The organism is Streptomyces dryopteridis, assembly GCF_049606955.1.
Lineage (GTDB): Bacteria > Actinomycetota > Actinomycetes > Streptomycetales > Streptomycetaceae > Streptomyces.
On sequence record NZ_CP187113.1, the window covers coordinates 250,912 to 264,447 of the forward strand.

The 13,536-nt window shown below is 75.8% G+C and carries 10 protein-coding genes; 4 read left to right on the forward strand and 6 right to left on the reverse strand.

Annotation, left to right across the window (positions count from 1 at the left end; translation table 11 throughout):
- Positions 1–29: 29 nt before the first annotated feature.
- The 6 genes from ACN20G_RS01085 to ACN20G_RS01110 all read right to left on the reverse strand — a co-directional run bounded on the left by ACN20G_RS01085 (position 30) and on the right by ACN20G_RS01110 (position 8,709).
- Positions 30–1,100, reverse strand: coding sequence for a histidinol-phosphate transaminase (locus tag ACN20G_RS01085; RefSeq protein WP_424210789.1), 1,071 nt, complete (start codon positions 1,098–1,100; stop codon positions 30–32).
- The gene (locus tag ACN20G_RS01090) at positions 1,097–2,923 is read right to left on the reverse strand and encodes a thiamine pyrophosphate-binding protein (protein ID WP_424210790.1); all 1,827 of its coding nucleotides are present in this window, start codon (positions 2,921–2,923) and stop codon (positions 1,097–1,099) included. The genes ACN20G_RS01085 and ACN20G_RS01090 overlap by 4 nt, the downstream gene beginning before the upstream one ends.
- 71 nt (positions 2,924–2,994) lie before the next feature.
- Entirely contained in the window at positions 2,995–4,029 is a 1,035-nt protein-coding gene (locus ACN20G_RS01095) for a 3-oxoacyl-ACP synthase III family protein (protein WP_424210791.1), read from the reverse strand.
- Positions 4,030–4,031: 2 nt separating this feature from the next.
- Positions 4,032–4,730, reverse strand: a complete 699-nt coding sequence (locus tag ACN20G_RS01100) for a hypothetical protein (RefSeq protein ID WP_424210792.1) — start codon at positions 4,728–4,730, stop codon at positions 4,032–4,034.
- The gene (locus ACN20G_RS01105; RefSeq protein ID WP_424210793.1) at positions 4,727–5,296 is read right to left on the reverse strand and encodes an ester cyclase; all 570 of its coding nucleotides are present in this window, start codon (positions 5,294–5,296) and stop codon (positions 4,727–4,729) included. Before ACN20G_RS01105 ends, ACN20G_RS01100 begins: the two co-directional genes overlap by 4 nt.
- 131 nt (positions 5,297–5,427) lie before the next feature.
- The gene (locus tag ACN20G_RS01110; protein WP_424210794.1) at positions 5,428–8,709 is read right to left on the reverse strand and encodes a BTAD domain-containing putative transcriptional regulator; all 3,282 of its coding nucleotides are present in this window, start codon (positions 8,707–8,709) and stop codon (positions 5,428–5,430) included.
- Positions 8,710–8,900: 191 nt separating this feature from the next.
- Between ACN20G_RS01110 and ACN20G_RS01115 the strand changes: the two genes are divergently transcribed.
- The 4 genes from ACN20G_RS01115 to ACN20G_RS01130 all read left to right on the forward strand — a co-directional run bounded on the left by ACN20G_RS01115 (position 8,901) and on the right by ACN20G_RS01130 (position 13,517).
- The gene (locus tag ACN20G_RS01115) at positions 8,901–9,491 is read left to right on the forward strand and encodes an NADPH-dependent FMN reductase (protein ID WP_424210795.1); all 591 of its coding nucleotides are present in this window, start codon (positions 8,901–8,903) and stop codon (positions 9,489–9,491) included.
- 28 nt (positions 9,492–9,519) lie between these two features.
- Positions 9,520–10,275 carry a thioesterase II family protein gene (locus ACN20G_RS01120; RefSeq protein WP_424210796.1) on the forward strand — a complete coding sequence of 252 codons (756 nt, stop codon included), beginning with the start codon at positions 9,520–9,522 and terminating at the stop codon, positions 10,273–10,275.
- 145 nt (positions 10,276–10,420) lie between these two features.
- Positions 10,421–12,850, forward strand: a complete 2,430-nt coding sequence (locus tag ACN20G_RS01125) for a BTAD domain-containing putative transcriptional regulator (protein WP_424210797.1) — start codon at positions 10,421–10,423, stop codon at positions 12,848–12,850.
- Between the two features lie 70 nt (positions 12,851–12,920).
- On the forward strand, positions 12,921–13,517 hold the full coding sequence (locus ACN20G_RS01130; RefSeq protein ID WP_424210798.1) for a hypothetical protein: 597 nt from the start codon (positions 12,921–12,923) through the stop codon (positions 13,515–13,517).
- Positions 13,518–13,536 lie beyond the last annotated feature (19 nt).

The window sequence follows — 13,536 nt, forward strand, 5'->3', positions numbered from 1 at the left end:
TTCGTTCCTTCCTTCTGGTGTCGCTGTCGTCAGGCCGGTTCGGCCTGTGCCCGCTCCGGTGCGGTGAGCACCGGCACGAGCGCGTCGAGTAACGCGTCGTTCGCCTCGCGGGCGCCGATGGTGACGCGCACCCCCTCGGCGGCGAACGGCCGCACGATCACCGCGCGCGCCGCGCACGCGGCGGCGAGTTCCGCGGCCCGCTCCCCCACCGGCAGCCACAGGCAGTTCGCCTGGCTGCGCGGGATTCCGGGCACGAGTTCCCCGAGGGTCTTGGCCAGTCGTTCGCGTTCGGCGGCCAGCTCGGTGATCCGCCGGCGCATCTCGGGTTCGGCCCGCAGCGCGGCCAGCGCGGCGGCCTGGGCGAGGGCGCCGGTGGAGAACGGGGTCACCACGCGGCGGATCCGGTCGGCGAGGTCGGGGTGGGCGGCGAGGAACCCGATCCGGACCCCGGCCAGTCCCCACGCCTTGGACAGGGTCCGCAGCACGAGCACGTTCGGGCGGTGTCCGTGTTCCACGAGCGCGTCCGGGACCTCGGGGTCGGTGACGAACTCGCGGTACGCCTCGTCCACCGCGACCACCACCCGCTCGGGCACCGCGTCGAGGAAGCCGGTGAGTTCGGCGCGGGTCAGCGGGACCCCGGTCGGGTTGTTGGGGTGGCACAGCAGCACGAGTCCGGTGTCCGGGGTGATCGCGGCGAGCGTCGCGTCGAGGTCGTGGCCGTGGTCGGGGCGGGTGGGCACGGGCACCGGGCGGGCGCCGCCGGCCTCGATCAGCACCGGGTACGCCTCGAAGGACCGCCACGGGTGCACGACCTCCCCGCCGAGGGCGGTGGCGCGCACCGTGTGTTCGATGAGCGCGGCCGTGCCGCCGCCGGTGACCAGGTGCTCCACCGGTACCCCGTACCGGGCGGCGAGGGCGGCCCGCAGGTCGCCGGCGGCCATGTCCGGGTAGCGGTGGGCGCCGTGCGCGGCCTCGGCGATGGCCTCGACCACGCCCGGGAGGGGGCCGAAGGGGACCTCGTTGGTGCTGAGGTTGACGGCGTCCTCGGGGATCCGGTCCACGACGTACACGGGGCCGCCGGCGGCGGGGGCGGCGCTCACACCGTCACCTCCCGTCGGTCGGCGCGGGGCCGGCGGGCCGCGGGCAGGTGCACGGGCACGGTGGGTTCGTCGGCGGGCAGGAAGGGGGTGAAGGGCGGGACCTCCTCCTGGGCCAGGCGCAGTTCCAGCAGTCCGGGCAGGCCGTGGCCGGCCCGATCGGCCTCGCGGGAACGGTCGGCCCAGTCGAGGAGGGCCTTGTCGAGCCCGTCGCGGTCCTCGGCGCTCGCGACCCACAGCCGGTCGGGTCCGCCCAGGCCCCGGGCCACGCCCGCGATGTCCGCGGGGGTGTAGCGGACGGCCTCGACGCGGCCGTCGAAGAAGGTCTGCTGGCGGGTGACGCACATGCCGTGCATGGCGTTGTTGAAGACCACGTAGAGGATCGGCAGCCGCAGGTCCACGGCGGTGTGCACCTCCAGGCCGTTCATCAGGAACGCGCCGTCCCCGGCGAGGACCACGGTGCGGGCCCCGGGGGCGGAGCCGAGCTGGGCGCCGACGGCGGCGCCCAGGCTGTAGCCCATGCCGCCGGCGCCCAGCGCGATGGTGGAGGTGGTGCCCTCGGGCACGTCGGCGAGGTGGATGGCGGCCGAGGCGCAGTTCCCGGCGTCGTAGACGAGGTGTCCGCCCACCGGCAGGGTGTCGGTGAGGGCGGCGATGGCCTCGCTCTGCCGCAGGGTGCCGCCGAGCGGGGAGGGGTCGAGGGCGGGGGCGGGTCGGGGCCGGAACCTGGTGCGGGGGCGGGTGGGGGCGCCGGGGCCCCGGAAGGGCTCGCGGGCCAGCAGGTCCAGCAGGGCGCGGGCGGTGGCGCCGGCGTCGCCGCGGACGACGAGGCCGGGGGCGACGGCGCGGGTGGCCTCCCCGGGGTCCACGTTGACCACGGCGACCCGGTCGCCGGTGAGGTCGCCGAGCGGGCCCCGGGTCATGACGTTGAGGCCGGCGCCGACGGCGACGACAAGGTCGGCCTCGCGGATCGCGGTGTGCGCGGAGGGGTGTCCGACCACGCCGGCCACGCCCAGCCACAGCGGGTCGGCGTTGGGGAACTCGGCGCGGGCCGACATGGTGGCGGCCACGGGCAGGGCGGCGGCGCGCGCGAACTCGGCGATCGCCTCCCGGTCGGCGCTCCGGCGGACCCCGTGGCCCAGGAGCAGCACGGGGCGATGGGCGCGGCGCAGCCGGTCGAAGAGGGCGCGGACGGCGGCCGGGTCCGGTGCCTCGGTGGCGGCGAGGTCCTCGGGGGCGGCGGGCCAGTCGGCCGGGCGGGGCGGGGCCGGCAGGGCGAACACGTCGCGGGGGACGAGCAGGGCGACGGGTCCGGGCCGGTCGGACAGGGCGGTGCGGGCGGCCTCGGCGAGTTCCTCCCACAGCCGGTCGGGGTCGGTGAGGGTGGTGACGCGTTTGGTGACCGCCGACAGCAGCCGTTCGGAGTCGACGCTGCGGCCGATGCCGGAGCCGTCCTGGAAGGCGCCCTTGCCCTCCAGGGCGCGGGGCGGCTGCCCGATCAGGGCGAGCACGGGCACGGACTCGGCGTAGGACTCGGCGAGTCCGACGGCGAGGTTGACCAGGGCGCCGCCGGAGGTGGCGCAGCACAGGCCGAGGGTGCGGTGGACGCGGGCGCGTCCGTCGGCCATGAAGGCCGCGCCGTCCTCGCGGCGGGCGAGGACGGAGGTCAGCCGGCCCTGCCCGAGGCGGTGCACGGCGTCGTGCAGGTGCTCGATGTTGGCGCCGCCGACGCCGAACAGCCAGGCCAGGCCCCAGTCGCGCAGGGCCTCGGCCAGGGCGTCGGCGACGCTGGGCGCGGGATCTCGTGTGGTGGTGTCCTGAGTCATGTCTCCCCCGTGGACGACCCGCCGGGCGGCGGGTCGTCGTGCGTGCGGTGTGGTGCGGGGCGCGGCCGTGGTCAGTGGCCGGTGTGCCAGCGGACGGTCATGGCGCTGACGATGTCGCCGCCGTTGGCGAAGGTGCCGAAGGCGAGCAGGTCCCCGTCGGCGATCAGCCCGTGGTCGAGGGCGTCGGCGACGGTGACGGGGATGGAGCCGGCGAAGAGGTTGCCGTACTTGGCGAGGGTGTCGTGGCTGCGTTTGGGGTCGATGCCGCAGCGGGCGCGCCATTCGGCGAGGAAGTCCGCGTTGGGCTGGTGGGTGACGAGGAGGTCCACGTCGTCGGCGGTGAGGCCGGCGGCGTCGAGGGCGATGCCGACCGCCTCGGGCACCAGGGCCAGGGAGTTCTCTCGGATCGCGGCCAGTTTCTCCTTGGTGAAGTTGACGGTGATGGGGCCGCAGCCGCGTTCCCAGTGGTTGCGGAACACGCCGTCGACGAGGTCGGGTTCGAAGCGGAGCAGTCCGTAGTGCTGTCCGTGGGCGCGTTCGTGCGCGGACAGGACGCTGCGCCGGCCGGGGGCCACCAGGGTGGCGGTGGCTCCGTCGCCCAACACCCTTGAGCGGTGCGACTGTTGGAATTCGGGCAGTCGGGACACGAAGTTGGTGACGGTCAGCACGACGACGTTGCGGTGGATCCCGGACTCGATGAACGCCTGCGCGGTGCGCAGTCCGGAGAGCCAGGAGCAGCAGCTGGTGTCGAGTTGTTGGACGGTGGCCCGGCGGGCGCCGACCGCGTCCTGGACGGCCGGTCCGATGCCCGGCCAGAAGGTGTCGTTGAAGACGCAGTTGTAGAGAATGAGGTCCACGTCCTCGGCCGCCAGCCCGGTCCGGGCCAGGAGCTTGGCGATCGCCGCCGCTCCCAGCTCGGCCGAGGTGTGGTCGGGGGACGCGAAGCGCCGTTCGGCGACGCCCCGGAAGAAGGCGTGGTCGCCGAGGGCGTCGGCGCCTCCTTCCGGGTCGGCGTTGGAGACGACCCGCTCGGGCAGGAAGCTCACCACGTCGATGATCTGGGCCTGCGGGCCTGTGCCCGTCGGGCCCGACGCGTCCGGGGCCATGGTCAGCCCGCCTGGCCGGTGCCGAAGCGGTGTTCGAGGATCCGCTTGAGGTTGGCGGTCTCGATGCGGTGGATGGCGTCGAAGTTGGGCCAGATGTCGCCGACCCAGTAGCGGTCGGTGCGGGCCCGGCCCTCGGTGATGTAGTCGGGCACGTCGGTGACGGCGCGGTCGTAGTAGGGGTGCTTGACGTTGGTCCACAGCACGACCGTGCCGGGCCGGCCCAGGGTGCGGGTGGCGTCGATGAAGGTGAAGTAGTAGCGCATCCAGAGCTCTTTGCCCTGGTCCCAGGCGCAGGGGTAGAACACCAGGCCGTGTTCGGGGCCCTTGAGGACGTCGGCGCGGATGTAGATCTCGGTGTTGGGCTGGATGGCCTCGACGCCCCGGTACAGTCCGCCGCCGACGTGCCGCAGGTCGCGGACGCTGAAGGTCCACTCCTCCATCGAGTGGATGTTCGCGGCGTACTCGAAGGCCACGTCGTAGGGCACGTCGATGTACTCGCCCAGCGAGCAGTACTGCCCGAAGACCTCCTCGTGGGAGTAGGTCTCCTTGGTGCCCTCGATCATGAGCCGGTGGCATTCCTCGGGGCTGACCTGTTCGCTGCGGATCAGGCCGGGGATCTTCTCCAGGTCCGAGCCGTCCAGCAGGTAGTTCTTGATGTCGCCCGAGTCGTCCGCCCGGCGCGGGGTGATGTCCGCGGTCACTTGCCGACCTCCTTCAGAAATCCTTCGATGTCCTCCCAGTGCTCGGTCCGGGAGATGCGTCCCCCGGTGATCGTCTGGGTCTCCTCGCCGCGGAAGCACACGTACTTGTGCGTCGCCGGGACCCCGGCGAACTCCGCGGAGTGGGTGCCGCAGTGCAGGAGCGACACCTCGATCCGGTCGCCGTCGCGGCGGACCCGGGTGATGTTCTCGACGAGGTCGGGGAAGACTCCCCGGACCTCGCGCACCAGGCGCTGGGCGGCCGGCACGCCGGTGCCCAGTCCCGGGTGGGTGGGCAGGTCCTCCCAGTCGTCGGTGACCGCCCGTTCCATCAGGCGGGTCTCGCCGGTGCTCAGCGAGGTGTAGAAGAAGGCCACCGCGGTCCATCCGGCGATCCCCCCGAGCTGCGTCGCGGCCGCCTGGTCAGTGGCGACGGACGTGTCGGTGGTCTCGGCGGTCCCCGTCCCGGGTGTGTTCGCCGCCTGGGCCGGGGCCCCCGCGACGGTCACGACGGCGGCCAGCGCCAACGCCGGCAGCGCGCGCCGCGCCCTTCTCGTGACGTGTCTCATTCCCGAACCTCCCCCTGGTTCGTCGGTCTGTGCACCTCCCATCCTGGCCGGCCGGCCGGTTCGGGTCGATGAGGATCCGGCCCGGATGCGTTAGCAATCGTCCGGAGGGGACCGGGGGACGGCGGGGAGGTTCAGCGGGGGCCGGCGTCCTCGGCGACGGCGCGGGCGAAGGGGTCCCGGAGCCGGCCCCGCTCGAATTCCCGGGCGAACCCGGCGGGCCCGAGGCGGTCCAGCAGCCGGCCGGTGATCCGTTCCACGTCCCCGCGTTCGGCCGCCGGGTGCGGGGCACCGGCGGCGGCGCGGGCGGCGGCGGCCGTGCCCAGCAGGCGGGCGGCGGCCGGGTCCCCGGACAGGGACAGGGCGCCGGCGATCCCCTCCAGGGCCAGGGCCACGGCGCGCGGATCGTCGTGGACCCGGGCGGCGGCCAGTCCCTCCCGGTGCAGGGCCAGGGCCGAGCGGGCGTCCTCGCGCTGTTCGGCGATGAACCCCAGCTCGGCCAGGACCAGCGCCAGGCCGGGGTGGTCGGCCCGGCTGCGGTTCCACTCCAGCCACGGCGACAGGGCCCGCCGGGCCTCGGCGAGCCGGCCCTCGCGGCGCAGGCCGAGGGCCAGTCCGATGGCGGCGAACTGTTCGGCGGGCCGGTTGCCCTGCTCCTCGGCCAGTCGCAGGGCCCGGGCGTGCAGTTCCCGGGCCTCCTCGAAGCGTCCGGACAGCAGGGCCAGCCGGCCCAGTCCAGCGATGGTCCGCGATGCCTCCGACCACAGTTCCAGCCGTTCGGCGATCCGCAGGCCCTCGCCGTGCAGGCGGGTCGCCTCGTCGTAGTCGCCGCCGATCTCGGCGAGCGCGGCCAGGGACTCGGCGGCTTTCAACCGGCCCCAGCTGTCGCCGAGTTCGGTGAACCGGGCGTGGGCCTCCAGGGCGTTGCCGCGCAGCATCACCAGGTCCCCCCGGCCCAGGGCGAGGGCGGCCCGCGCGGCCAGGGCCGCGGCCGTGCCCCAGGGGTCGCGCAGCACCCGGAAGTCGCGCAGGGCCCGGCGGACCCCGGCCTCGGCGTCGGCGATGGACCCGACCCGGTACCGGGCGAAGGCCAGGAACCATTCGGCCCTGGCGAGGTTCGGGTGCGGTACGGTGTCCGGCCCGCCCCGCCCGGCGGCCGCCGGACCGCTCGCGGGCGTGCCGTCGCTGCCCGCGCACACCCCCTCGGGCAGCCGCTCACCCACCAGCAGCCGGAATCCGGCGTGCCAGGCGCGGGCCTCGGCCACCTCGATCGTCGGCACCTCCCCGGGCAGGGCCAGCGCCTCGGCGAAGGCCCGTTCGGCCTGGCGCAGCCGGCCGCGCAGGAAGCGGTACCAGCCCAGCGCGTTGGCCAGCCGGACCGCGTCCCGGGCGCGGCCCGACCGGTGCGCCTCCTCCGCCGCGCGCTGGAGGTTGGCGGCGTCCGCGTCGAGGAGGGCCAGGCGCCGGCACTGGTCGCGGCCGTAGAGGTGCGGCCGGGCGGCCTCGGCGCTCGCCAGGTGGTGGCGCAGGTGCCGTGCGGCCGTCTCGGCGGCCTCCCCCGACGCGAGCAGTTCGCGCCGGCCGTAGGCGGCTATCGACTCCAGCAGGCGGTAACGGACGCCGGCCGGGGCCTCCACCCGCAGCACCAGCGAGCGGTCCACGAGCGCCGCCAGCACGTCGAGCACCTCGCCCCCGTCGACCTCCCCGCCCGCGCACACGGCCTCGGCGGCCTCGGGGTCGCAGCCGTCGACGAAGACCGTCAGCCGGCGCAGCACGGCCTCCTCGGCGGGCTCCAGCAGGCCCCAGCTCCAGGCGATGGTGGCCTGGAGGGTGCGGTGTCGGCGCGGGGCGTCGCGGTAGCCGCCGGTCAGCAGCCGGAAGCGGTCGTCGAGCCGTTCGGCCAGCGCCCGCACCCCCAGCCCCCGCACCCGGGTCGCGGCCAGCTCCAGGGCCAGCGGCAGTCCGTCCAGGCTCCGGCACAGCTCCACCACCAGCGGCGCGGTCTCCTCGTCCAGGGCGAACCCGGGATCGCTCGCGCGGGCCCGCTCCGTGAACAGGCGGACCGCGGCCGACGCGCCCACCGCGCGCGGGTCGCACTCCCCCGGATCGGGCAGCGCCAGCGGGGGCACGGGCCACACCGTCTCGCGGCGCAGCCGCAGCGGCTCCTGGCTCGTGGCCAGCACGTGCAGCCCGGGGGCGGCCTCCAGCAGGACGGTCAGCAGTCCGGCCGCGGCGTCCAGCACGTGTTCGCAGTTGTCCAGGACGAGCAGCAGGCGGCGGGGGGCGAGGAGCGCGGCGAGCCGGCGCACCGGGTCGCGCGCGCCCTCGTCGCCGTCGCCGTCGCGCACCCCGATCAGGTCCAGGACCAGGTCGGCGAGGACCCGCACGCCCGCGGGTCCCTCGGGTGCCTCCGATCCGGCGAGTTCGGCCAGCCAGACCCCGTCGGGGAACTCCTCCTCGCGGCCCGCCGCGGCGGCCAGCGCCAGCCGGGTCTTGCCCACCCCGCCCGGCCCGGTCAGGGTCGACAGGCAGCTCCGCGCGAGGAGTTCGCGCACCGCAGCCACCGCCGCCGAGCGGCCGACCAGCGCCCCGGCCGGCGCGGCGAGGTTGCCCCGGGTCCGCGCCGGCCCGCCCGGCGCGGGGGCCGGGGCCGGGGCGGGACGGGACAGGTCGGGATCGTGGACGAGCACCGCCCGGTGCAGGGCGCCGAGTTCGGGACCCGGGGTCAGGCCCAGCTCCTCGTCCAGCCGGCGCCGCAGGTCGCCGTACACCTCCAGGGCCTCGACCCCCCGGCCGGCCCGGTACAGGGCCCGCATCTGAGCCGCCCGCAGCCCCTCCCGCAACGGGTGCCCTTCCAGGTATGGCGCCAACTCGCCCAACAGCAGCCCGTGTTCACCGAGTTCCAGGCGGGCGGCGGCGTACTCCTCGACCACCGTCAGCCGTTCCTCCTCCAGCCCCTCGGCGGCGGCCAGCGCGAACGGCCGGTCCGCGAGGTCCGCGAAGGCCGGGCCCCGCCACACCGCGAGGGCCTTGGCGAACAGCCCGGCCCGCTCCCCCGCGTCCCGCAGGGTCCGGGCCCGGCGGGCGGGCTCGCGGAAGTCCTCCAGGTCCAACGCCCCGGCCGGCACGTCCAGCAGGTAGCCGGGCGCCCGGTGCACCACGAGGGAACGGGCCCCGGGTTCGGCCCCGTCCAGGGCCCGCCGCAACTGCGAGACCTTCGCCTGGAGCGAGGAGACGGGCTGCGCGGTCGAAGCGGAACCGCCCCACAGCTCCTCGATCAGTCTCGCGGTGGGCACCGTGCGGGACCGGTGCGCCAGCAGGATCGCCAGGAGCACACGGACCTTCAGCTCGGGGACCCGCACCTGGCGCCCCTGATCCGTCCACACCTCCAGTGGGCCCAGCACACCGAATCTCATCCCGTCATGCTAGCCCCGCACGCGAATCGCCCGCCCGGGAGGTCGCGCAGGTCACAGCGGTTTTCGAGCGGGCCGCGAGCGCGGCGCGAACGGGGCCCGAAGCGGTCCCGAAGCGAACCCGAAGGGGCTTCCACCACAGTGAGGAACAGTGGGCACACCCCAGGCCAGGAAGGACCACGGGAAGAGCAGGCATGTCCTACAGAGAGAAGCTTCGACTCGTGGTCATCATCGGGAGCGTGCGCAAGGGCCGGTTCGGGCCCACCGCCGCGGAATGGATGGCCCGTCGGGCGGAACGGCATCCGGCCTTCGACGTGGACGTCATCGACCTCGCCGCCGCCTGGCTCCCGGACGTCATGTCGGCCGCCCCCGAAGAGGTGAAGCCGCAGGCCGTCCAGGACCTCGAACCCTGGCTCGCCGCCGCCGACGCCTTCGTGGTGGTCACCCCCGAGTACAACCACAGCTACCCCGCGTCGCTGAAGAACGCCATCGACTGGTACGACGCCGAATGGCACGCCAAGCCGGTCGCGTTCCTCTCCTACGGCGGGGCCTCCGGCGGTCTGTTGGCCGTCGGCCACCTGCGCCAGGTGTTCGCCGAGTGCCACGCCGTGACCGTCCGCGAGACGGTCTCCCTGCAGGACTATCTCGAACGCCGCGTCGCCGGCGGCCACTTGGACGACGACCCCGCCCACGTCCGGGACGCCGACCGGATGCTGGACCGCCTCGCCTGGTGGGGCCGGGCCCTGCGCGCGGCCCGCCGGCGGGACCCCTTCAACGTGAACTGATCGCACACAGTGAGGACTTGAGAACATCGTGGACAGTCTTTGGTTCAGGACGGTCGGCCAGACCGCAGACGGCCACTCCGAGGCCCTCCGACTCGTCTGCTTCCCGCACGCCGGCGGCTCGGCGGGCACCTACGTCCCCCTCACCCGGGCCCTGGCGCCCGAGATCGAGGTGCGGGCCGTGCAGTACCCCGGCCGACAGGACCGCCGGCGCGAGACCCCGGTCGCCGACCTGCTCGACCTCGCGGGACGGATCGCCGAACGCCTGCACGAGGCCGGCCCCCGCCCGTTCGCGTTCTTCGGCCACAGCATGGGCGCCCTGCTGGCCTTCGAGACCGCGCGCGCCCTGCGCGCGGCCGGCCGGCCGCTGCCCGTGCGGCTGTTCCTGTCCGGACGCGGCGCGCCCACCGGCTCGACCAACCCGCACGACGTGATGCCCGACGACGCGGCCATCCTGCGCGCCGTCCGCATGCTCGGAGGCGCCGGCGCGGGCCTGCTGGAGGACCCCGAACTGCGCGACCTGGCCCTCCCGGCCCTGCGCGCCGACTACCGGGCCCTGGCCGCGCACGACTGGCGGCCCGAGCCCCCGCTGGAGGTCCCGATCACCGTGCTGACCGGCCGTGAGGACCCGGTGGTGCCCACCGCCGAGGCCGCGCGCTGGGCCGAGCAGACCACCGCCGCCGAGGACACCCGGGTGTTCCCCGGCGGTCACTTCTACCTCGACGACCACCTCGCCGACGTCGCCGACGTGGTCCGGGAACGGCTTCGGGCGGTCCCCGCGCACTGAGCGGACCATCCGCCGGCGACGCGGACGGGGCCCCGGCCCCGTCCGCGTCGCCGCGCACGCGGTCTCCCCGCGCGATCCGCGGGGAGACCGGCGCAGGCCCCGCCGACAACGCGGCGGGGTGAACGACGTACGGCAAGGGGGAGACATGCAGTTCAGGATTCTGGGCCCGATGGACGTCTCGGTGGGCTCGCGGACATTGACCCTGGGCGGGTTCAAGCAACGGGCCGTGCTCGGGCTGCTGTTGCTGCGACCCAACCAGGTCGTGGCCACCAGCGAACTCCTCGGCGCCCTGTGGCCCGAGGAGTACCGCCCGATGACCGCCCGCAAGATCGTGCAGAACGCCGTCTCCGGGCTGCGCACCACCCTCGCCGCGCACGTCCCGGCCGACGCGGCCCCCCACGCCTCCCCCTACGGCGTGGTCCCCGAACTGATCACCCGGGCCCCCGGCTACCTGCTGCGGGTGGACCCGGCCCGCCTGGACATGACCCGGTTCGAGGAGAAGGCCGCGGCCGGCCGGGCCCGGCTGGCGGCCGGCGACCCCGCCGGGGCCGCCGAGTCCCTGCGCGCGGCCCTCGCCGAGTGGCGTGGACCGGCCCTCTCGGACCTGATGGAACAGGGCGTGGACTGGCCCGAGGTCTCCCGGCTGCGCCAGCTCCGCCTGGACGCGATGGAGCACCGCTTCGAGGCCGAACTGGCCTGCGGTCGGCACCACACGATCCTCGGGGAGCTGCACGCGCTGGCCGAGGCGGAGCCCCTGCGGGAACGCCTCAGCGGACAGTTGATGCTGGCCCTGTACCGGTGCGGGCGCCAGGCCGAGGCCCTGACCGTGTTCGGCCGGGTGCGTCGGGCGCTGGTGGAGGAGCACGGGCTGGAGCCCTCCCGGGACCTCCAGGCCCTCCAGGCCCGGATCCTGCACCAGGACCCCGCCCTGGCCGCCCCCGCGCCCACCGCCCTGCCCGTCGAGGTCCTCCTCGCCCCGAACGCGACCCCGGCCCCGAGCTCGGTCCCGGCCCCGGCCCCGGCCCCGGCCCCGGCCCCGGCCCCGAGGACGGCCCCGGCCGCCGCGCCGGGCCCGACGTCCCAGGCGCCCCGGGTGCCCGCCCGGCCCGCCCCGCCGGTCGCGGTCGCGGTCGCGCCGGCCGTGACCGAGCTCGCCGGTCGCGCCGCCGCGCACCGCTCCGCGCCGGCGCGCACCCCGGCCACCGCGGCCGCCCCGGCGGCCGTCTCGTCGCCGTCGCCCGCGACCGGCGGGACCGGCCGGCGGGACGTGTGCGTGCTGCTCGTGCGGGTCCGGCCCGGCGCGGCCGGGTGGGCCCCGGCGAGCGAGCGGCTGGACGGGAACCTGGCCGCGGCCTCGGCCGCGCTGGTGGCCGGGGTGGCCGAGCGGGGCGGCACGATCGTGGGCTCGCTGGGACATCTGACCGCCGCGCTCTTCGAATTACCCCGTGACGGCTCCGCCGGCCCCCTCGCCGCGCTGACCGCCGCGTTCGACCTGCGCGACCTGGTGCGGGCGATGCCCGGGTTGACGATGGAGGCGGTGGTGACCACCGGCCGGGCCCTGGTTCGCGAGGACGCGACGGGCGGGATCTCCGTGGTGGGGACCCTGCTGGACTCGGCCCAGCGGCTGCTGGCCGATGTGCCGCCCGGCAAGGTGCACGTGAGCGGCGAGGTGGCGCGGGTCACGGCCGACGCGGTGCGGCACCGTCGGGTCTCGCGGGGGCCCGGCGGCTTCGAGGTCCACGAGGCCCGCGAACCGCTGGCCGCCGACGCCGGCCCCGGCGCGGGCGAGGGCCCCACCGACCGGGAGCACGAGCTGGCGATCGTGACCAGCCACCTCGACCACTCCCGCACCCTGTACACGCCGTACCTGGTGACGGTGCTCGGCGAGCGGGGCGTGGGCAAGGGCGATTTCCTCACCGAGTTCTCCTCCCACGTCTCCCGGCGGTCCGAGCCCACCCGCGTGCTGCGGGTGCCGGCGGCGGAGCACGGGGACCAGGGGCCGCGGGCGCTGACGGAGGCGATCCTGGCGGCGTGGGGCCGCTCGGCGGGGCTCGGGCCGCAGGTCCCGGCCGACGAGGTGCTGACCGAGTGGGTGCGGGCCGCGGCGGGCACCGGGCCGACGGCCGAGCGGCTGCTGCGGACCCTGCGGGCGGCGGCCTCGCCGCTGCGGCACGCGGTGACCCCGGCCGTGTTGGAGGCGTGGAAGGAACTGCTGGTGCTGTGTGCCCGGCAGACCCCGCTGGTGCTCTGTCTGGACGGTCTGGAACGGGCCGACGACGCGGTGCTGGACTGGTTGGAGGGCTTCGTGACCACCGTCTCCGAGGCCCCGTTGCTGATCGTCGCGGGGGCCCGGCCCCCGCTGTTGGAGCGCCGGCCCCTGTGGGGGGTGGGGCGCGGGCGGACCAGCCTGTTGAGCCTGAGCCCGCTGCCGGCGGCGCGGTCGGTGCCCTTCGAGCGGCCCCCGGTGGACATCGGCGCCCGGCGGCGCGGGGCGGAGCCGGCCCGCGCGCTGCGGGTGCCGGTCCGGTTCGAGCGCGCCGATGACCCGTGGGCGGAGTGCCGTGTTGCGGGCTGATGGAGGAAATGACCGGAGACGGGATCGGTCAGTGGGCGGCCGGTGTGACGGGGTTGCTGTGCTGGTGGACATGGACGAGACAGTGATCGGCCCGTCGATCTCGGGCCCGCAGAGCGCATCGAGCACGGCCGTTCCGTCGGAGCCGTGGACGGGGGCGGAGGCATTCACGGGCTTCCTGGGACGGGAGTTCGCCACGGCCCTCCAGGAGGGCCTCAGACGGTCCCGGGTGACCTCGGTCGGGGCCTCCGCCCTGCCCTCGGGGCTCGCGGTGGAGACCGGACCGGCGGCGGCCGGACTGGGGCTGCTGCGCGACCACGCGGAGGAGATCCTGCTGCGGTTCGAGAGCGCGATGCCGCTGGAGCCGGGCCTGGCCGGGCCGATGAACCGGCGGGTCCGGGTGGAGCTGCTGACCTGGGCGCGGCAGGTGTTGGGTTCGCTGGTGCCCCTGGAGGCCGACGGGGCTCCGGCGGCCTCGGGGGCGGTGCTGGCGGCGCCGCACCGGCAGACGACGGCGGTGTCGCTGCTCATCGAATCGGCCTCCCTGGGGCTGCCGTTCGGTTCGCCGGCCGGTCCGGAGGCGATCCGGGCGCTGGCGCGCGCGGTGCGCGGGGCCGGGTCGGGGGCGCGGCACGCGGCGGCGCCGGCGGTCCGGGCCCGGATGGCCTGAGGGCCGCCGGTCCCGGCCG